This window comes from Paenibacillus sp. OK003 (assembly GCF_900109515.1).
Taxonomy (GTDB): domain Bacteria; phylum Bacillota; class Bacilli; order Paenibacillales; family Paenibacillaceae; genus Paenibacillus; species Paenibacillus marchantiae.
Map to the genome: position 1 here is coordinate 1 of NZ_FOBD01000018.1, position 20,584 is coordinate 20,584.

Here is a 20,584-nt window from a genome sequence, read left to right on the forward strand (position 1 = left end):
GGAGAAGCAAGCTTCTCTTCAAGTCCGCTCGACTTGCATGTATTAGGCATGCCGCCAGCGTTCGTCCTGAGCCAGGATCAAACTCTCCAATAAAGATGAATTTCAGAAGCATCGTTAGAAGCTATGAAAATCATCGGTGGTATTGAAAAGAGCGATAAGCTCATTTTGAAACTGACGAGATTAAAAATCTCATTTGTGCTCCAGTCGATTCAAGCAAGGCTTGTCTCGAACTTTCGCGTTCATTCTGCAAGCAGAATGTTTACTCACTCGTTGTTCAGTTTTCAAAGATCAAACTTGTTTGATTGCCGTGTGTTGTTCACCTCAGCAACTTTTATATCTTATCACATCCGAACCAACTTTGCAAGCTCTTTTTTCAAGTTTCTTTCGAAGCTTATTTCATTCGCTTGCCGCACCGTGTTTCTTGTGTTTTCTTGGCCGGAATTAGAATATACCATGTAGAGATTTAGAATGCAAGCTTTATTTTCAACTAATTTATCTATTTGTATACTCTCTATATATAGTTGCCATATCTGGCTAAGCCTCTAAATAGTATTCTGGTTTCTTAACATCGCGAGCGAATTACTTCCTCCGCCTTTACTTGTAATGGTCATGCTTCTCTAGCTCATAGTAATTTCAATAAAAAGCCTCCCCATATGGAAAGGCCTATTTTTATTATATAAACTGAAGATTAAGCTATCCAATGACTTCCTGGATATGTAGCTGCCTTTGCTGCATCAGATTGATGATTGTTCCCTCTACCGATACCATCGGCCGTGTAGGATGATCCCGATCAGAGAATACGATTTCACCAATTTGATTATTGCTGAGCTTCACTCGGATACCGTTGTGGATCTGTGTGGAGCGCTGAACGAATACATTCACGATGGCAGGATCCAATTTGCCAAAAGCCTCGCTCTGAATTTGTTCAAGTACCAGATACGGTGACTGTGCCTTGCGATAGATCTTCTCCAGAGTCATGGCGTGGAAGATATCAGCGATAGCTACAATTTTGGCATAGATATGAATCTGCGTACCGCTGAGCTGCAGCGGGTAACCCGATCCATCCACTTTTTCATGATGCTGCAACGCTGCAAGTCTAGCTCCCTCATTGATGGCCTTCGCCTGTTTCAGCACCTGATAGCCATACTTCGTATGCTGTCGGATCTCTGCCTGCTCTGACGCAGTTAACGTAGAGGGTTTATGGAGGATCTGTGGATCCACTTTGTTATTACCAATATCATGGAACAATCCTGCAAAAGCTACCTGCATCCAGTCTTTGGACGGAAGATCCATCCACTGGGCCAACTGATACGATGTAATGGCACTTAAGACGGCATGGTGATAAACATAATCATGTTCTTGCATCACTCGTGGACTGAAGGTAAGCACATTATATTGTTTGAGATGAACAAACAATGCCTCCAGCTGTGTACGCAACTCATATACGGGTAATTCAGCCGCCAGGGAGGATAGAAAAGCATTTTTGGTCAGTCCAACCATCTTTTCATACTCTTCATGCAGAGAAGGTAATACGGGTGCTGAGACTGCACTGCTGACTTTCCCTGCCCGTTCTCCGTTCTTCTCAATAGTTGCATGGACAGAAGATGCGGTTGAAGCCTTAGAACCTGCACTGCTTGTCCCTGTTCTCTCTTGCTCGATATCCACTTGATGAATCATAAAGGCTCTGAGTACTTCCACATCTTTGGGCAAAATGACTTTGCCCTTCTGAAACAGCACATTGCCACGAAGCGTTTGCACGTCATTTCCCAGTTTAAGTCCTGGTTTGACTTCAGACAGGGTGATTAATCCCATGTTTATTCCCCTCACTCATCATTCTTCTATAATGATAACAAGACCATAGTCCCGGTTTTTCACGTTAATTCCCATTATATTACTCAAAAATCAGGCTGTACATCCTAGATTTCGAGGAGAATGGTCCTGGAGCTGTAAAATAACAAAGGGCCCCCATATGGGAGCCCTTCAACTTTATTACAATCATGAAATGATTTTCGTTATAGAAAATTGATCCTATGCTTCGGAACCTGAATCATCGCCCTCAACTTCAGCATCGGAAACCGCGTCCTCATCCAGAGTTGACTCTGGACCTTCAGAATCAGCGGCTTCTGCACCTTCAAGCCATTCTTCGTCGTCAGGTTCTTCCTCATTCTTGTCAATTCGGCTGACTGTAGCTACGGCATCTTCATCGCGAATATGAATCAGCTTCACGCCTTGCGTGTATCGACCCATGGTGGATATGCCTTCCATACTCATCCGAATTAACGTACCGCTGGAAGTGATGATCATCAGATCCTCTTCCGTCTTAACCATTTTCAGGCTGACTACCGCACCGTTCTTATCTGTGACGTTAATGGTTTTTATCCCTTTACCGCCACGAGTCTGCATCCGATAATCGCTGACAGGGGTACGTTTACCGTAACCTTTGGCTGTAACAATCAGAACATCCAGTTCCTGATCTACAACGTCCATGCCGATTACGACATCCTGCTCATCCAGTGTGATCCCTTTAACCCCGGTTGCACTCCGTCCCATGGAACGAACATTTCCTTCCGAGAAGCGGATGGACATCCCGTGAGCTGTACCCATAATGATCTCTTGTTGCCCATCTGTCAGCTTAACATCAATAAGAGCATCATCATCACGCAGGGAAATTCCGATCAGACCGCCTTTGCGAATATTGGTGTAATCCTCCAGTGGTGTCTTCTTCACAACCCCTTGACGGGTAGCAAAGAACAGATACTTATCACTTTCGAATTCCTGAACCGGAATTACGGCATTGACCGATTCACCCTGCTCAATCTGAATCAGGTTGATAATCGGCGTTCCCCGTGCTGTACGTCCAAGCTCTGGAATCTCATAAGCTTTGAGACGGTACACTTTACCTTTGTCGGTAAAGAACATGAGGTAATTATGGGAGTTGGTCACAAACAGATGCTCAACAAAGTCGGTATCTTTGGTGTCCATTCCCACAACCCCACGTCCGCCACGCTTCTGACTGCGGTATGTGGATACCGGCAGACGTTTCACATAGCCTGTGTGGGTAATAGTGATGATAACCTCTTCACGCGGAATCAGATCCTCGTCCAGAATGCTCTCTTCACCTACAGTGATTTCGGTACGACGATCATCGCTGAAGCGATCACGGATTTCTTGCAGCTCCGTGCTGATAATTTCGAGCACCAGGTGCTCGTTGGCCAAAATTTCACGATATTCCTTAATTTTGACCATCAGTTCGTTATACTCATTTTCGATGCGCTCACGTTCCAGACCTGTCAGACGTTGCAGACGCATATCGAGGATAGCTTGAGCCTGATCATGACTGAGTGAGAAACGCTCAATCAGACCTTCTCTGGCTGCATCTGTATTGCTGGATGAACGAATCAACGCAATAATCTCGTCGATATGATCCAATGCGATACGCAAACCTTCCAGAATGTGTGCGCGTGCTTCCGCTTTTTTCAGCTCGAACTGTGTACGTCTGCGTATAACCTCAATCTGATGCTGCAAGTAGTGATACAACACTTCACGCAGATTCAGAATCTTAGGTTCTTTATTTACAATCGCGAGCATGTTAATCCCAAAGGTGGACTGCATCGCTGTATGCTTGTACAGGTTGTTCAGCACTACACCCGGGTTCACGTCTCTGCGAAGCTCAATCACAATCCGCATACCGTTACGGTCAGACTCATCACGGAGATCCGTAATACCATCAATCTTTTTATCACGTACTAACTCAGCAATTTTCTCAACGAGTCTTGCCTTGTTCACCTGATAAGGAAGCTCCGTAACGATAATCCGTGCTTTATTGTTGTTTTCTTCGATGTTGGTTTTGGCCCGCATCGTTACTGAACCACGTCCGGTTTGATACGCCTGGCGAATACCGGAGCGTCCCAAAATATAACCGGAAGTTGGGAAGTCTGGTCCGTGAATATAATCCATCAGTTCCATGGAAGTGATATCCGGATTTTTGATCATAGCCTGTACGCCGTCAATGACCTCCCCCAGGTTATGAGGAGGAATGTTGGTCGCCATACCTACCGCAATCCCGCCGACACCATTGACAAGCAAGTTAGGAAAACGAGCTGGCAGAACGATAGGTTCACTTTCTTCACCGTCATAGTTCGGCTGGAAGTCAATCGTATCCTTGTTGATGTCTCTGAGCATTTCCATCGCAATCTTGGACAACCGGGCTTCCGTATAACGCATGGCTGCTGCCATATCGCCATCCACCGATCCAAAGTTACCATGTCCATCTACGTGCATGTAGCGCAGGGAGAAATCCTGTGCCATCCGTACCATCGTTTCATATACGGCAGAGTCACCGTGTGGGTGATACTTACCGATAACTTCGCCGACGATTCTGGCTGATTTTTTATGTGGTTTATCGGGTGTCATGCCTAGCTCGGACATTGCGTACAGAATACGCCGGTGAACCGGCTTCAATCCGTCACGCACGTCAGGTAAGGCACGGCTCACAATAATGCTCATCGCATAATCCATAAACGATTCACGCATCTCGACGCCAATATCCCGATCTTTAATCTGCGAGTTCATTTCTTCCGCCATGCTGGACCTCCTTCTTGTCCTTCAACAAACATTCCATTCAATCATTCAAAAATTAATTATATGTGAAGAGCCTAACAAGGCTAAAACCGCACAAGGACGCTACTCTTTATTATATTACTTTCACAAAAGGTAAACAATTAAACGTCCGCTGGGCAATAGCCTTTCTTCCGGGAACTTTAGAGAGTCTGGGGGTTCGCCCTGCCTTCCTCCCCATTTGCACATACAATGCTAGAAAAAGCGGCAAATATACTGTGTATATTCAGGCTTAGACCGTTCCCGTTCTACGATCAAACTACATCTGTGCAACAAAACCGCACAAAACGCCATATTTCTCTATTATACCACTGAAATCATCTCTTGTCCTTTGATTTCTCCGCGTCTATCACTCTTATAAAACCCATCAAAACACGAAAGGACTGATGGCACTTGGGCATCCAGCGTGTCTCCAGCAAGTGGACCAAGACAGCTGTGTTACAACGCAGCCGTAATGTGAATGAATATATACCAGTAACACGACAATATAATCGCCAGACCCTGGAACGAATGACTGAATTATTCGAGACAAACTATATCAAACCGGATCGGGGAACCTACGGCAATGGCGTCATGCGTGTAAAAACCACCCGTATGAACCCCAGTCCAATTCTTCCGGAGGATTCGATTACCGATGCAAAAACATCGGAGAACGCTGTTGATCGACTCTCCCCTCCCACAGCTGATGTCGGTGCCGAGATCTCTGCTGTGGTCCCACTGACAACGTATGAGCTTCGATATGGGACAGAGGAGAGACACTTCCATTCCCTCGATGAACTGGATTTGGCGCTTACAAAACGTATCCAGAAGCGGGACTACATTATTCAGCAAGGCATTCCGCTGATGAAACATGATGATTTGCCTTTTGACCTACGGGTATTGACCCAGAAAAATCTACAACGAAACTGGGAAACGACAGGTATCCTAGGAAGGGTTGCTGCGCCGGGCAAGATCATTACCAACATTCATGGCGGCGGACGACTGGCCACCTTTGACGAGGTGGTACGCCCTCATTTTGACCAAAATCGGTTCCATCAACTGCGCAGTGAGCTATATCGTTTAGGCATTCATACCGCAGTACAGCTGCAGAGGTCATTTCCCAGACTCAAAGAGATTGGTATCGATATCGCACTGGATGAAGAAGGACGGCCATGGATACTTGAAGTCAACACATTGCCGGGTATCTATGCTTTTGGCCTGCTGCCTGATAAGGAAACGTATCGGAAAATCAAGCGTTATGCGAGAGCGTACGGCCGATTACCCTCCAAAAAAGGGAAAACATCCCGTACCTCTCCAAAGGCCCAGGCATCCTCTGCCAAAAGCCGTACACACCGATAACCGGCACTCCAGAGACCGCCCTAAAATTTCTATGTTATAACCCCATAATGTAAAAGAGGCGCCTTCGCAGGCGCCCCTTCGAATATCGTTAGATGTCGAGGTTTTTCACGTATTTTGCATTTTCCTGAATAAAGTCACGACGAGGTTCAACATTATCTCCCATCAGGGTGTCGAACATGGCATCGGCCAGCATCGCATCGCCGATCGATACTTGAAGCATGGTCCGGCTTTCAGGGTCCATCGTCGTTTCCCACAGTTGTCCGGCATTCATCTCACCGAGACCTTTATACCGCTGGATATTGAACTTCGCATTTTCGCCGAGAGTTGCAATAATTTCATCGCGTTCCTTCTCGGAACCGGCATAACGAATCACTTTATTGCGCTCAATCTTGAACAATGGCGGTTGAGCAATGTATACATAACCTGCCTCAATGATCTTGCGCATATAGCGATAGAGGAATGTCAGAAGCAATGTCCGAATGTGGGCGCCATCGACGTCGGCATCCGTCATCAAAATGATTTTGTGATAACGTGCTTTGGCAATATCGAAGTCATCACCAATTCCTGTACCCATTGCGGTAATGATCGCTCTGATCTCCGCATTACCCAAAATCCGGTCCAGGCGTGCTTTTTCCACGTTCAGAATCTTACCACGCAGTGGCAAAATCGCTTGGAAATGACGATCTCGTCCTTGCTTCGCTGATCCACCAGCGGAGTCACCTTCGACGATGTACAACTCGCTGATTGAAGCATCCTTGGATGAACAGTCGGCCAATTTACCTGGCAAAGAGCTGACTTCGAGTGCACCTTTACGACGTGTCAGTTCACGTGCTTTACGAGCTGCTTCACGTGCACGGGCAGCTTGCAGTCCTTTTTCCAAAATGCGACGGGATACGGAAGGATTCTCTTCCAGGAACTCCTGCAGCTTCTCAGCAAACAGGGATTCGACAATTCCGCGCACTTCACTGTTACCCAGCTTCGTCTTGGTCTGTCCCTCAAATTGCGGTTCAGGGATCTTGACCGAGATGATCGCTGTCAAACCTTCACGTACATCATCCCCGGACAGGTTACCTGTGCTGTCTTTGATTACGCCCGCTTTGCGCGCATAATCATTGATAATCCGGGTAAGGGCGCTCTTAAATCCGGATTCGTGCGTTCCGCCCTCATGTGTGTTGATGTTGTTCGCAAAAGAATAAATATTCTCGGTGTAGTTGTCATTGTATTGCAACGCAACTTCCACCTGGATGTTATCTCTTGACCCTTCCACGTAAATCGGGTTTTCGTGCAAGACTTCGCGCTTCTGGTTCAGGAAGGAGACATACTCGATAATACCGCCTTCATACAGGAACGAGTTGGTTACACCCGTACGCTCATCAGTTAAGGTCATACCAATGCCCTTATTCAGGAACGCGAGTTCACGAATACGAGTCAGTAAAGTTTCATAGTCATATACTCTTGTTTCCGTGAAGATTTCCGGATCCGGATGGAAGGTAACCGTTGTTCCCGTATCCTCCGTTGTACCAATCGTTTTCAGGTCATATTGCGGAGCACCGCGACGGTATTCCTGTTGGTAGATATGTCCCTCACGTTTAACCGTAACAACCACTTTTTCAGAGAGGGCATTCACAACGGATACACCTACACCGTGCAAACCACCGGATACTTTATACCCGCCGCCGCCAAATTTACCGCCCGCATGAAGAACAGTCATAACGACTTCAAGTGCAGGACGTTTCATTTTGGCATGTTCGCCGACAGGAATACCCCGTCCGTTATCGACGACTGTTACGCTGTTATCTTCATGGATACTGACCTCGATATGGTCACAGTAGCCTGCCAGCGCTTCGTCGATACTGTTGTCCACTACTTCCCAGACCAGATGATGCAGGCCCTTGGCACTGGTGGAACCGATATACATACCCGGACGCTTACGTACGGCTTCCAGTCCTTCAAGGACCTGAATTTCATTCGCATCATATGACGGTTGATTCATAGACATGCCTTTCACCTACTTCTATAGATTCAATATCGTAAATATGCGTTAACTAAGAATGCATGCTGAAATGAACATATTCCCTTAATTCCAGTAAGCAATCTAAATAAAAACAAGCAGCAAAATGTACAATAACTCATACCGCCAATAGGCTAGAGATCAGGAAAAATATGAGCTCGCTTCTTGAGCGTAGCTGAGGAAATAGGCGAGTAGTACACAATGTTTTTGGTCACGACAATGGACTTGGCTTCCTCTTCACCAATATGCTCCACTGTTTTTTCCTGCTCGGCATGCGTGACATACTGCTTGGAAATTTTTGAGGATTTTTCAATCGATATATCAAAAATAGCGACCAATTCGGAAGATCGGATAATCTTCTCACCGCCCAGATGAATGTACATAAGCCCTCACTCCTTAGCGTTCAACCTGTCCGGCATGAACGTGATAAATACTGGCATCTTTGAGTTTGTCAACGTTCAGACTCTCAATGCCGGTAGCCGTAATAAAGGTTTGCACCTTGCTCTGGAACGTTTCGATCAGCTGCGTCTGACGAAAAGGATCGAGTTCAGACAGTACATCGTCCAGCAGCAGGACCGGATATTCTCCGATTTCTTCATGAATCAGTTCAATTTCCGCAAGTTTAAGAGACAACGCCGTTGTGCGCTGCTGCCCCTGGGAGCCATACGTTTGTACTTCCCGATCGTTAATGAAAAAGGACAGGTCATCCCGATGCGGCCCACTAAGCGTTGTGCCTCGGCGAATCTCCTGCTCTTTCATTTGTGATAATTTTATCATAAATTGGTCCATTAAGACAGCTTCATCTTCCTCAGCGGCTTCGCTGAAGGAAGGAAGGTAGGCCAGGCGTAGGACTTCTCCGCCTCCGGTGATGCCCTGATGAATCGTTTCGGCCCACTTTTGTAGTTTCTTTATGAATTGTTTCCTTTTTTTGACGATTTTAACACCATGCTCCACCAGTTGTTCATTCCATACTTCAAGCATGGTCTGGGCTGAAGCATTCTGCCCCCATAATTGCTTGAGCAGATTGTTACGCTGGACGAGCACTTTTTGATATTGCTGCAGATGATACAGATAACCTGGAGCCACCTGACCAATCTCCATGTCAAGAAACCGGCGGCGTACCCCCGGTGTGCCTTTGACAATCTCAAGATCTTCCGGTGCAAACATCACCACATTAAGCGCTCCGACAAAATCACTCAGCTTGCGCTGTTCCAATCCGTTAATCTTTGCTTTTTTGCCTTGTTGCGACAAAGATAGCTCGAGCTTGACCGATCCGTACTTTTTGTCGACCTCTGCTGCAAGCCTCGCGCGTTCTTCACCGAAACGAATCAGTTCCTTGTCGCGGGATGTACGGTGGCTCTTAGTGAGTGCAAGCACAAAAATGGCTTCTGCAAGATTGGTCTTGCCTTGGGCATTTTGCCCGATCAGAAGATTAACAGGACCAAAAGAATCCAGTCTCAGATGTTCATAATTGCGGAATTGCTGCAGATCTATGCTGTTTACAAACACGCGGTAACCTCCCTTTTATCCCGTCCGTCAGGAGGCAGCAGGATCTAACTGGTCTTCTATTGTGCGACAACTTCGAACGAACCTTCTCCGTCCACCTCAACGATATCCCCAGGGTATAACTTGCGTCCCCGGCGTTCCTCAGGCTCTTTATTCACACGTACAAGTCCGTCCTGAAGCAGTGCTTTGGCCATACCTCCGGTTGGGATGCAATCAGCCAGTTTCAAAAATTGGTCAAGCTTAATATATTCCGTACGAATCGCTACTTGGTTCACTATGATCTTCCTCTCGTTAGTTGGTCGTCCGGTAAGGCAATATGACGTACAAGCTGTGACTGTCGTCCAGCGGTTTCAGGATGATCGGGCTCATGACACCAGTGAAAGCGATCATCAGCTGCTCACTCTCCACCACTTTCAGCACATCCAGCATATATTTGGAGTTGAACGAGATTTTCAGCGGTTCGCCGTTAAAGTCGGCAGGTTCGATCTCTTCTCTTACTTTTCCCAGCTCGGAAGAGCTTGAAGAAATTTCGATTGTTCCGGAATCCATCGTTTGCATCCGCACAATATTTGTTTTTTCTTCACGCGACAGCAAATAAGCCCGGTCGATAGATTCACTTAATTTTTTTGTATCCAAAACGAGTTCTGTTTTGTACGAAGTTGGAATAATTCTAGAAGTATCCGGATAAGTTCCGTCCAAAATGCGCGAATAGAACAGAACACGGTCAATTTTGAAGAGGACTTGATTATCAGCAACAACGATATCCACAAGTGTATTTTGATCGGGCACGATTTTGCTGAGTTCGTTCAGCGTTTTACCAGAGATCACCACATTGTTGAATCGCACACCTTCTGCATTATCCAGCATTGCTGAACGAGTAGCAAGACGGTGACGGTCCGTTGCCACAAATTTCAGTTCATTGTCACCCAAACTCCAGAGTACACCTGTCAGAATCGGCGTAGTTTCATGTGTGGAAATGGAGAATACGGTTTGTTTGATCATATTTTTGAGCAAATCTCCTGGAATGGAGACGGTTTGGTTTTCTTCGATGCTTGGCAATACTGGGAATTCTTCCGGATCAAGACCAACCAGTTGAATTTCGGTAGCTCCTGCGGATATAAAGGTGTTGAAGTTTTCTTTGACCTCCATGTGCACTTCTTGGGAAGGCAGCTTTTTGATGATCTCGACAAAAAACTTGGCTGGTAGTACAACGCTGCCTGGTTGTTCCACCTGAACAACACTTTTATCTCCATCTTCAAGCGGGATGAAGGATTGAATTGAAATATCGGTGTCGCTTGCTGTCAACGTCACACCTTGATGATTAACGTCGAATTTGATACCGCTCAGAATTGGAATCGTCGTACGGCTCGAGATCGCTTTGGATACTTGCTGTATGGAATCGTTTAAATAGTTTTTCATTATGCTGATTTTCATGGTTTCACTCCTAGCTGATTTTTTGGTTGTTTGGTTGTTGAAAGGTGTTTTTCAAAGGCCGAAGGCTAAGCTTCAAAATCGCGTATTTGGAGATGATATCTTTTAGATCTTTATAGTAATAATAGTAATAGGGGCACTGAATATGTGGATAAGTGGGTATAAACCCATAAGCCCAAGCCTATCCACATGTGTATACGTTGTGCACAGGCTTGGGACTTATTCAGGTTGGATTCTTAATTTTTTCGGTTAAGTTGTTGATAACTTTATAGAGATCCTGATCGACTTTAATCGCCTGGGAGATCTTTTCGTGCGCATGGATGACGGTGGTATGATCTCGCCCTCCAAATGCTTCACCGATTTTGGGCAGAGAAAAGTCTGTAAGTTCACGAGAGAGATACATAGCAATCTGTCTTGGGAACGCAACGGCCTTGGTCCGTTTCCGTGCTTTGAAATCTTCAAGCTTAAGGCTGTAATACTCGCCGACCTTTTGTTGGATGTCGTGAATAGTGATCATTTTCGGACGACTGGAAGGAATAATATCCTTCAGAGCTTCAGCTGCTAGATGAGTGGTTACATCTTGATTAGTCAGCGAAGAATAGGCAACAACCCGAATCAGGGCACCTTCCAGCTCACGAATATTGGTATCAATCTGGTTGGCGATATACATCATCGCCTCATTCGGAATATCCAGATTTTCCGCACGAGCTTTTTTACGCAAAATAGCAATCCGTGTCTCCAGATCTGGAGGCTGGATATCCGTAATTAACCCCCATTCAAAACGGGAACGAAGCCGTTCTTCCAGGGTCGGAATTTCCTTCGGCGGTCTGTCGCTGGAGATGATGATCTGTTTCCGTTCCTCATGCAGCGCATTAAACGTATGGAAAAATTCCTCTTGCGTCGATTCTTTTCCAGCCAAGAACTGAATATCATCAATGAGCAGAATATCGACACTACGGTATTTGTTACGGAAGCTCTCCCCGCGGTTGTCACGGATCGAGTTAATGAATTCGTTCGTGAATTTCTCAGATGACAAATAAACAACTTTGCTGCCCGGATCATGCTCCAGGACGTAATGTCCGATCGCATGCATCAAGTGAGTTTTGCCGAGACCTACCCCTCCATAGAGAAACAGAGGATTGTATGCTTTGGCGGGCGCTTCAGCGACCGCCAGCGATGCGGCGTGGGCAAAACGGTTGCCCGGCCCAATGACAAAAGTATCGAATGTATATTTTGGATTCAGCATGCTGAGTACCGCTTCTTCCTGAACAACTGTAGGCGTTGGCGCTGGCAGTTGAGGGTCCGGTTCAGCAGGCTTGTTCTCCTCGATGACAAATTTCACATCGACCTGTTTGCCAAGCAGCTCATATACCGTCGATCCAACCAGTTTGGTGTAACGGCTCTCCAGCCATTCGACGGCAAACGTGGTTGGTGCGGATATGACGATCGAACGATCATTCAGCTTGGTCGCTTTGGTTGCTTTGAACCAAGTGTCAAAGCTGGGTTTGCTGAGCTTGTTTTGTATAATTGATAAAATTTGCTGCCATAAATCAGAAGTATGGCTGTCCACAGACTGTCACTCCTTTTACATGTTCCAAGTGTGGCTTAAGCCATGATGCAGTGTCGAAATACGAGATATATTGTTGAATTTATCCCCAAACCCCCGCAGGTCGAAAACAAAAAAAGAATGAACAACTTAAAATTGTTCACAACTTTATCCACAGGCTGTTGATAATATTATGGGTCAGATCACATATTCACATCCAAAAGTAATACAATCATAGCAAAAGAAGCCCGGCATTTCAATGTATCGCGTGATTTTATCCACAAATTCAACAACTTGTGTATAATTTTTAATCACAACACAATATATTGTTTATAAATTGTTTAACTTTCGACAAGATGACCCAAAAACCCAAATTATTTTATACACAGGTTATTCGTCAAATGATGCTGAATTGTGTGTAAAAGTATTCTCTGTTTGTGAATAACCTCTCTGTGGATAACCGTAAAGTGAAAATGGCCGTTTTGGGGATTTACAGGGGAGTGACTCTTCATGCCCGTTTTCCGTTTTCGAAGAGTTGAATTGAGGAAACGACAAAATGAAAAACATCCGAGCTCAAGGAGAGCCCTGTTGAACGGAAGGAGCGTTTACTGATTTATATGAACTGAACGTAGAATTTATTCCTAAAAGAGGTAGGCTGGATATGCGCGCAAACAGTGGAGATGGATGTGACTCCATTGCAGCAGATTTGTTTATGCCAAAAAGAGGTTGTTCTTTAAGACCGTAATGGTGGTCTAAGAGAACAACCTCTTTTTGGTGGTTATAAAAGGGATAATTTACTCGATATGAGCGGAAAATTTACGTTGGAATTCCGCGATGTCTGCATATTCTTCTTCCAATTTTCGCGAAATACGAATAAAGATGGGGAGCAGCTCCCGGTAGATCGATGCATGTTCTTTGATAGGGGTATGCTTATGCGTTGTACCTACCATGGATGAAACGGCATGAAGCGACTCAATTCTCCCTGTAGCATAAAGACCGAGCACGACGGCCCCCAGACAGGAACTTTCGAAGCTCTCAGGCACAATGACTTCCTGGTTGAATATATCGGACATCATCTGACGCCAGAGTGGGGAACGAGCGAAACCACCTGTTGCCTGAATGGAGGTAGGTTGTCCGATCTGCTCCTCCATGGCCAGCAGTACCGTATACAGGTTGAAAATAACCCCTTCCAAAACGGAACGGATCATATGCTCTTTCTGGTGGTGAAGGGTCAAACCAAAGAAGGAACCTCGGGCGTCCGGATTCCATAAAGGGGCACGTTCCCCTGAAAGGTATGGGTGAAATAGAAGCCCTTCCGAACCCGGGCTGACGCGTTCAGCAATCTTGGTGAGTACATCATAGGAATTGATGCCGAGCCGTTTGGCTGTTTCCACTTCCGAGGCAGCGAATTCATCCCGTACCCAGCGGAAAAGCATGCCACCGTTATTCACAGGTCCACCGATCACCCAAAGATTCTCGGTGAGGGCATAACAGAACGTTCTACCTTTTGGATCGGTAACAGGACGGTCAACGACGGTGCGAATCGCGCCGCTGGTGCCGATCGTTGCTGCAACAACGCCAGGCTCAATGGCGTTCACACCGAGATTGGACAATACCCCGTCACTTGCACCGATGACGAAGGGAGTAGAGGGGGAGAGAGCCATTTTTTCAGCCCATGTACGATCCATTCCCTCTATAGTATGTGTGGTCGGTACGAGCTGCGATAGATGGTCAGGTGTAATGCCTGCAACCTCAAGTGCTTCGGCATCCCAATCCAGTTGTTCCAGATTGAGCAGGCCTGTACAAGAGGCGATGGAGTGATCCACGACATATTGACCGAACAGACGGAAGAACAAATATTCTTTGATAGAGATAAATTTGGCGGTGCGTCGAAAAAGTTCAGGTTCATCATGGCGCAGCCACATTAATTTGGTCAATGGCGACATGGGGTGGATCGGTGTACCTGTTCGCAGATAGATACGATGGCCCCGTCCATTTTCTTGCAGCTGGGCAGCCCAGGCAGCACTCCGGTTGTCAGCCCAAGTGATGCAGCGAGTGAGGGGCATACCATCTTGTCCCATCGCAATAACACTGTGCATGGCAGAGCTGCAGGACACGAACATAATGTGTTCCGCAGCTACGCCGCTTTGATCCATCACGCCGCGTACGGAGCGAAGGGCAGCCTGCACAATTTGTTCTGGATCCTGCTCAGCGACATCTGGAGCTGGGGTGTATAAAGGATATTCCTGAGTCGACGTGCTTACAACTTCACCCTGTTCCGTAAAGAGTACGGATTTGGTACTGGTCGTACCGATATCCATACCAATCATATAGTTATTCATTTACATAAACCTTCTTTCTTTTGTACCCGTAGAATTAAAGCTCTAATGTTGTGAATTTATTTTCTTCTTCTATATAGGTGTTCAATTTATACGACTGTACTCAGCAGCAAAATAAAGATCAGTCCAACAACCGATAATAGTGTTTCCATAACGGTCCACGTCTTGAGAGTCTGTGAGACGCTCATATTGAAGAATTCTTTGATCATCCAGAAGCCTGCATCGTTCACGTGGGAGAGGACAAGTGAACCTGCACCGGTAGCGAGTACGACAAGCTCAATATTGGCACCAGGCGTTAGGGCAAGGACCGGAGCTACAATACCAGCTGCTGTCGTCATGGCCACAGTTGCTGAACCGGTAGCAACCCGAATGAGTGCGGCTACAAGCCAGGCGAACAGGATCACGTTAATGTTGGCATGTGTGGCGACCTCGGCAATGGCATTACCTACGCCACTATTGATCAACACCTGTTTGAACGCACCGCCACCGCCAATAATGAGAATGATGGTCGCCGTAGGCGCCAGACATTCACTGGTGAAGCGGGAGATATCATGTTTGTTGAACCCGCGTGAGAATCCGAGTGAAAAGAGGGCGAACACGACGGAGATCAGCAGGGCTATAATTTCATGGCCAATAAATTCACAGAAAACGGTAAATCCGCTTGTGGCGTCAGGATCTACGATATTGGCGATAGAGCCAATGAGCATCAAAATGACCGGCAGCAAAATGGTAAACAGGGTTATTCCGAAACCGGGCAAGTTGTCACTTTTTTTCGTAGCAAATTGCTCAGCCAGCTCTGCAGGTGGTTCGGTATGTATTCTTTTACCGATAAATTTACCAAACAGAGGTCCAGCGATAATAGCAGTCGGGATACCTACAATAAGGGAGTACAAGATCGTTTTACCCAAATCGGCGCTGAACGCTTCGATGGCAATCATGGGAGCCGGGTGAGGTGGAACTAGACCATGTACAGTAGAGAGACCTGCCAAAATCGGAATACCGATCTGCAGCAGAGACATATTGGTTTTACGTGCAACGGTGAAAATGATCGGAATCAGCAAAATAACGCCGACTTCGAAGAAAACTGGAATACCGACAATAAATCCAACAATCATCATCGCCCAGTGCACACGTTTCACACCAAAACGATCTACCAGTGTGGTAGCAATACGCTCGGCTCCGCCGGATTCAGCCATCATCTTACCAAGCATGGTGCCCAGACCAATAACGATGGCGATGGTTCCAAGTGTTCCACCAAGTCCTCCCGTAATGGAGGAAATGACATCCGCGGGTTTCATGCCTGTAAGTAAACCAAGCATTAATGCAGATATTAAAAGGGTAATGAAAGGATTCCATTTATATTTGGAGATCAACACGATTAGGAAGACAATCGCAATCAATGTCCAGACCAATAATGTTGCATTATGGGATAACCCAAAAAGAGTGCTCATGAGGTATGCTCCTTTTTTTATGATATATAACGCTTACAACCGATCCTTGATCAGGCGGAGGGAAGGCACTTTACGATTCATCTAGCCGGGGAAGCTTAAATCCATTTAAGTCCTCTTAATATGCCCCAAAAAATTGAAAGAAATCGCATTTTGTATACTTGTCGACAAGTTAGGGGGCAATCATTCACAACGGATATGATTGCGAACCCCTGCACAGATATGCCATAAGGTGGATGTAATTTTATCAGCATGGCATTAGGAATCAAAGCTTTCGTGCAGCGTCTTGCCTGAATCCTGAAAATACGTGCGGACTCCAGCTTGGATGCGTGCCTTATCACCTGATTCAAGTGCTTCAATCAGCAAACGATGTTTACCAATTACAGCGCTTATTTTATGCTCGCCCTGAATAAAGACCCTGCGGGTGGTGAGCAGCATAACCGTCATGACAACATAACGAATGCTTTTCCATAGATGTAAAATACGCGAATGCTGGGCGGCTTCGATAATAGTCTCGTGAAAGGTGAGATCCTGATATGCGAATTCAACCGCATCCTGATGGCGTCCAGCCAAGTCCATTTTGTCTATCACATTGCTTAATTGGGTAATCAATTGTTCTGGGACATCCCCCGCGAGCCGCTGCTGCACAAAACTTTCAATCAGGAAACGCACATCGTACAATTCCTCAACATCTTTAATTTTCAATCCAATGACAACAACACCCATACGCTCCAGCCGGATGAGCCCTTCATTCGACAATGTTCTTAACGCTTCACGTACAGGTGATCGACTGCTGTCAAAATCAGCGGCAATCCGATTTTCTGACAAAACTTCGCCAGGACGAAGGGTTCCGCTAATGATCCGCAGTCTTAATTCGCAGGCAATGGCTTCCCCGCGGGAAGCTCCCTGAAGCCAGGATGAAGGAAACAGCATAATGGCTAACGCTCCTATTATAAGTAATCAGTTCAATACTGATCATAGCACAACTATTTTGCCAATTGATCGTTTTAGACTAATCCTTATAGCGAGAATAAATGGCAGTATGCCATGTGTACGCGCTGACTTTAGGAACGTCATACGGATTCAAATGGATTTATCAAAGAGCTAGAGGAATTAATTGTCTTCCTTTAAATGAGTCTAGATATGAACTGCCATTTCGCATAAGTATACTTGTATACAAGATGTGATTTTTATCCTACACCTTTCTCGAAAACTTGTAAACCATAAGAATAAAGCGGATACATTAAATTTAAAGTATGTCATTTCGAAAGCTAAAACATGTTGTTCATCTAATGGATAGCTGCAACACTATAGTTCTTCAGAAACGTAGGAATATTAACCGAAAGCAGGGTCAATGAAACCGTATATCAACGTTAAATAATCTTTATCCACATGTGAATAACTTGAAATGATAACGAAAGATAGAATTAAGGGGGCTAAGGGGTGTGGATAACCGTACAAGATGATTTTTGATGAATAAAACGGAACTTGGGGATAACTTTTGGAGCTTCTAAATGCTGCTTTATGAAGGTTATAAACAGGGGTAAGCATCCACGGCCGTTCAGGCAGGGGGAATAGGCATTAAAAGGAGAAAGGAGGCAGAAGGCTCGCAGTTGACTTTTCCAGGTGTTCATGGTTAAATGTATAAAGGTGTTTTCTGTGAAGATGAAAGTGATTCATCACATAAGTATTTCCTTGTGAGGAGGTGCAATACATTGAGACCTACATTCAAACCGAACGTTAGCAAACGTAAAAAAGTTCATGGTTTCCGGAAAAGAATGAGCACGAGCAACGGACGTAAAGTTCTGGCTGCACGTCGCCTTAAAGGCCGTAAAGTCCTGAGTGCTTAATGCATGTGAAGACCACCGAGGTGGTCTTTTTTTTCTTAAATAGGTCTTTTCAGACTGGATGCTGGTACAGGTCAGGTCTGAATTGGCTGCGCAAAAGCATAAGTACACATTTATGTTCAATGAATTGAGATGTCCGTTTTTTCGAAAACGTTCCTTATATAAGGATGAATGTTTGCTCAGTTGAAATGACTGATCAACAATCATCCCAAATGAAGTTGCCGCCAAGACGGTTTATCGTTATTCAAGAAAGCCTATACTAAATCAGTAATGAGGCCTTCGTCAATAATGTTGGTGGAAAACAGCAAGGAGAAGCGCCGTGTATAAAAGACTGCGTTTACGAAACCGGGCGGACTTTAGCCGCGTATACCGGTATGGGAAATCGTTTGCCAATCATCAGTTTGTGGTGTATGGCTGTCGTCGTAAAGATACAGAACAATTCCGAGTGGGTGTATCCTGCAGCAAGAAAATCGGAAACGCTGTCGTACGCAACCGGATGAGACGCATGATTAAGGAAATTGTACGCCATCATGAGGAAGAGATTGTCACGCAGATGGATCTGATCTTTATCGTCAGAAAAGGTGCATTGGACATGTCTTATAAGGACATGGAAAAAAGCCTGCTGCATGCGATGCGCAAGGGCTCTCTTTTGAAGTCGGGCAAGCGGTAAGCTTCGGTTTATTTGTCCTCCTAATTATGGTATGATTTACGGTGGAATGGAATGGTTAAGAGAGGGGTTATGAAGTGTCGCGATTGAAGACATCAAAGGGGAAGTGGATTCTCCTCATTGCAGTCATTGCAATGGTCACTGTACTCGCCGGATGTACTCCACAAGGAGCCGGGGTTACTACGGAAGATCTGAAGAATAGTGATTCTTTTTGGCAAGCCAATGTTATTTATTGGTTCTCACTGGCGCTCGACACATTTGCCAATTGGTTTAACGGTGAATATGGACTGGCCGTCCTTGTGATGGTGTTAATTGTACGGACGTTAATCTTGCCGCTGACAATGAAGCAGGTTCGCAGCTCCAAGGCGATGCAAGCTATTCAGCCGCAGTTGAAAGAAATTCAAGCCAAGTATAAAGATACACCTGAGAAAGTTCAGCAAGAAACAATGAAGTTGTTTCAGGAGAACAAAGTTAATCCGATGGCGGGTTGTCTACCACTTCTGATTCAGATGCCGATTTATATCGCACTTTATAACTCCATTTACGGAAACTCGAGTCTGAGAACACATGATTTCTTGTGGCTTCAACTCGGAGCGCCGGATCACCTGTTTATTTTGCCAGTGCTCGCTGCCATCACTACATTCGTTCAAACGTGGATGATGATGCGCATGAACCCTGCACAGCAGGTTGGACCGATGCAGTTCATGCTGTGGGTGTACCCGATATTGATCTTCGTTATGTCGTATCAGTTCCCGGCTGCATTGCCACTGTATTGGTTCTACAGTAACATCTACACGATCGTGCAAAACTATTTCCTTTACCGGAATAATGATAAAGTCGTGGCTGAGGTCAACGTGAAGCAGAATAGCTCTTCCAAAAATGGAAATGGAGCTAAACGCAAAAACGGTGGCAAGGCAACTGTCTCTGGAAAAGGTTCGAAAGGGGCCAAAAAATCGAAATGACCAAAGTCATTGCGTCAGGAAAAACCGTTGAAGATGCTGTAAACCAAGGATTGGCTGAGCTTGGCGTGAGCCGGGACAAGGTCGAGATACAAGTGTTAGAGCAGCCGTCAAAAGGATTCCTGGGTTTGATCGGGGTTAAGGCCGCTAAAGTGGAAGTGAAACTTCTGCCTGTGCCCGAACCTGTTTCACAGCCGATCAAGCCGGCCGCACATATACCTCAGGTTGAAGCAACACTTGAGGGTGTGGCTGCTAAAAATCCCTATGAGGAAGCGGCTGCTTTCTTAAAAGAAGTGGCAGCAGGTATGGGACTGGATGTTGAAGTGCATATCAAAAAACAGCGTGACGGACATATCTTCAATATTGCCGGTGAAGACCTGGGCATGATTATTGGCAGACGTGGACAGACGCTGGATGCCCTTCAATATTTAACGAACATTGTAGCAAATCGTTATTCGGAAAGCTTCGTTCGCATCGTACTCGATGCAGAGAATTTCCGTCAACGTCGACGCAAGACGCTGGAGGATCTGGCTGAACGTTTGGCTGGACAGGCCATTCGCACTGGCAAGGAAGTTGTGCTGGAGCCCATGCCGCCACTCGAACGCAAAGTCATTCACGCGAAATTGCAAAATCACCCGCAGATTAAGACTTACAGCAAGGGCGAGGAGCCCAATCGGCGCGTAGTCATTACGACGAAATAACACGAAATTGAAGACGCAATGGCTTCCTGCCCGGTGCAGAAGCCATTGCTTTTTTCGTACAGAAGTATTTTTCAAAACTATAGAGCGACTTCATTAAGAGCCATATCCAGATATGAATGATGCGAAAAGAAGCGTTGTGCAGCTGAACAACTGAACTATATATTGAAATTAATA

Annotated in this window: 16 protein-coding genes and 1 rRNA gene; 5 read left to right on the forward strand and 12 right to left on the reverse strand. The window is 45.7% G+C overall.

From position 1 onward, the window contains the following. From BMW94_RS23835 to gyrA, 3 genes are all read right to left on the reverse strand, one after another. A 16S ribosomal RNA gene (locus BMW94_RS23835) occupies nucleotides 1-93 on the reverse strand; the annotation flags it as partial. A 600-nt stretch (nucleotides 94-693) separates the two neighbouring features. Next, nucleotides 694-1,812, reverse strand: a complete 1,119-nt coding sequence (locus BMW94_RS23840) for an HD-GYP domain-containing protein (RefSeq protein WP_091001325.1) — start codon at nucleotides 1,810-1,812, stop codon at nucleotides 694-696. Nucleotides 1,813-2,028: 216 nt separating this feature from the next. Then, complete coding sequence (gene gyrA / locus BMW94_RS23845; protein ID WP_091001326.1) at nucleotides 2,029-4,584, reverse strand: DNA gyrase subunit A; 2,556 nt, start codon at nucleotides 4,582-4,584, stop codon at nucleotides 2,029-2,031. 426 nt (nucleotides 4,585-5,010) lie between these two features. On the opposite strand from gyrA, the gene BMW94_RS23850 reads away from it, so the two are divergent. Further along, nucleotides 5,011-5,955: a YheC/YheD family protein gene (locus tag BMW94_RS23850; RefSeq protein WP_091001327.1), complete on the forward strand. Its 945-nt coding sequence runs from the start codon at nucleotides 5,011-5,013 to the stop codon at nucleotides 5,953-5,955. An 88-nt stretch (nucleotides 5,956-6,043) separates the two neighbouring features. Here BMW94_RS23850 and gyrB read toward each other — a convergent pair whose 3' ends face one another. The 9 genes from gyrB to BMW94_RS23895 form a co-directional block, all read right to left on the reverse strand. Further along, nucleotides 6,044-7,954: a DNA topoisomerase (ATP-hydrolyzing) subunit B gene (gene gyrB / locus BMW94_RS23855; RefSeq protein WP_091001328.1), complete on the reverse strand. Its 1,911-nt coding sequence runs from the start codon at nucleotides 7,952-7,954 to the stop codon at nucleotides 6,044-6,046. Between the two features lie 146 nt (nucleotides 7,955-8,100). Continuing rightward, complete coding sequence (gene remB, locus BMW94_RS23860; protein WP_017691405.1) at nucleotides 8,101-8,349, reverse strand: extracellular matrix regulator RemB; 249 nt, start codon at nucleotides 8,347-8,349, stop codon at nucleotides 8,101-8,103. 13 nt (nucleotides 8,350-8,362) lie between these two features. Then, nucleotides 8,363-9,475: a DNA replication/repair protein RecF gene (gene recF / locus BMW94_RS23865; RefSeq protein WP_024629510.1), complete on the reverse strand. Its 1,113-nt coding sequence runs from the start codon at nucleotides 9,473-9,475 to the stop codon at nucleotides 8,363-8,365. Nucleotides 9,476-9,531: 56 nt separating this feature from the next. Next, nucleotides 9,532-9,747, reverse strand: a complete 216-nt coding sequence (yaaA, locus tag BMW94_RS23870; protein WP_024629511.1) for a S4 domain-containing protein YaaA — start codon at nucleotides 9,745-9,747, stop codon at nucleotides 9,532-9,534. Between the two features lie 16 nt (nucleotides 9,748-9,763). After that, nucleotides 9,764-10,906, reverse strand: a complete 1,143-nt coding sequence (gene dnaN / locus BMW94_RS23875) for a DNA polymerase III subunit beta (RefSeq protein ID WP_091001329.1) — start codon at nucleotides 10,904-10,906, stop codon at nucleotides 9,764-9,766. 220 nt (nucleotides 10,907-11,126) lie between these two features. Then, nucleotides 11,127-12,473 (reverse strand): chromosomal replication initiator protein DnaA, encoded by a 1,347-nt coding sequence (gene dnaA / locus BMW94_RS23880; RefSeq protein ID WP_024629513.1) that lies wholly within the window; start codon nucleotides 12,471-12,473, stop codon nucleotides 11,127-11,129. A gap of 770 nt (nucleotides 12,474-13,243) precedes the next feature. Then, on the reverse strand, nucleotides 13,244-14,791 hold the full coding sequence (gene gntK / locus BMW94_RS23885; protein ID WP_091001330.1) for a gluconokinase: 1,548 nt from the start codon (nucleotides 14,789-14,791) through the stop codon (nucleotides 13,244-13,246). An 86-nt stretch (nucleotides 14,792-14,877) separates the two neighbouring features. Next, nucleotides 14,878-16,239 (reverse strand): GntP family permease, encoded by a 1,362-nt coding sequence (locus tag BMW94_RS23890; RefSeq protein ID WP_091001331.1) that lies wholly within the window; start codon nucleotides 16,237-16,239, stop codon nucleotides 14,878-14,880. A 255-nt stretch (nucleotides 16,240-16,494) separates the two neighbouring features. Continuing rightward, nucleotides 16,495-17,169 (reverse strand): GntR family transcriptional regulator, encoded by a 675-nt coding sequence (locus tag BMW94_RS23895; RefSeq protein WP_091001332.1) that lies wholly within the window; start codon nucleotides 17,167-17,169, stop codon nucleotides 16,495-16,497. A gap of 782 nt (nucleotides 17,170-17,951) precedes the next feature. Here BMW94_RS23895 and rpmH point away from each other — a divergent pair. The 4 genes from rpmH to jag all read left to right on the forward strand — a co-directional run bounded on the left by rpmH (nucleotide 17,952) and on the right by jag (nucleotide 20,410). Further along, nucleotides 17,952-18,086, forward strand: a complete 135-nt coding sequence (gene rpmH / locus BMW94_RS23900) for a 50S ribosomal protein L34 (RefSeq protein WP_024629517.1) — start codon at nucleotides 17,952-17,954, stop codon at nucleotides 18,084-18,086. A 316-nt stretch (nucleotides 18,087-18,402) separates the two neighbouring features. Then, on the forward strand, nucleotides 18,403-18,753 hold the full coding sequence (gene rnpA / locus BMW94_RS23905) for a ribonuclease P protein component (protein ID WP_091001333.1): 351 nt from the start codon (nucleotides 18,403-18,405) through the stop codon (nucleotides 18,751-18,753). Nucleotides 18,754-18,827: 74 nt separating this feature from the next. After that, the gene (locus tag BMW94_RS23910) at nucleotides 18,828-19,712 is read left to right on the forward strand and encodes a YidC/Oxa1 family membrane protein insertase (RefSeq protein ID WP_062327681.1); all 885 of its coding nucleotides are present in this window, start codon (nucleotides 18,828-18,830) and stop codon (nucleotides 19,710-19,712) included. Beyond that, on the forward strand, nucleotides 19,709-20,410 hold the full coding sequence (gene jag, locus BMW94_RS23915; RefSeq protein WP_091001334.1) for an RNA-binding cell elongation regulator Jag/EloR: 702 nt from the start codon (nucleotides 19,709-19,711) through the stop codon (nucleotides 20,408-20,410). Before BMW94_RS23910 ends, jag begins: the two co-directional genes overlap by 4 nt. The last annotated feature ends 174 nt before the right edge of the window (nucleotides 20,411-20,584 follow it).

What these genes read in the sequence shown, in the direction of transcription:
- BMW94_RS23890 (WP_091001331.1), bottom strand. Translation starts at nt 16,239, where the DNA reads ATGAGCACTCTTTTTGGGTTATCCCATAATGCAACATTATTGGTCTGG.
- dnaN (WP_091001329.1), bottom strand. Translation starts at nt 10,906, where the DNA reads ATGAAAATCAGCATAATGAAAAACTATTTAAACGATTCCATACAGCAA.
- jag (WP_091001334.1), top strand. Translation starts at nt 19,709, where the DNA reads ATGACCAAAGTCATTGCGTCAGGAAAAACCGTTGAAGATGCTGTAAAC.
- gyrA (WP_091001326.1), bottom strand. Translation starts at nt 4,584, where the DNA reads ATGGCGGAAGAAATGAACTCGCAGATTAAAGATCGGGATATTGGCGTC.
- remB (WP_017691405.1), bottom strand. Translation starts at nt 8,349, where the DNA reads ATGTACATTCATCTGGGCGGTGAGAAGATTATCCGATCTTCCGAATTG.
- gntK (WP_091001330.1), bottom strand. Translation starts at nt 14,791, where the DNA reads ATGAATAACTATATGATTGGTATGGATATCGGTACGACCAGTACCAAA.
- gyrB (WP_091001328.1), bottom strand. Translation starts at nt 7,954, where the DNA reads ATGTCTATGAATCAACCGTCATATGATGCGAATGAAATTCAGGTCCTT.
- BMW94_RS23840 (WP_091001325.1), bottom strand. Translation starts at nt 1,812, where the DNA reads ATGGGATTAATCACCCTGTCTGAAGTCAAACCAGGACTTAAACTGGGA.
- BMW94_RS23895 (WP_091001332.1), bottom strand. Translation starts at nt 17,169, where the DNA reads ATGCTGTTTCCTTCATCCTGGCTTCAGGGAGCTTCCCGCGGGGAAGCC.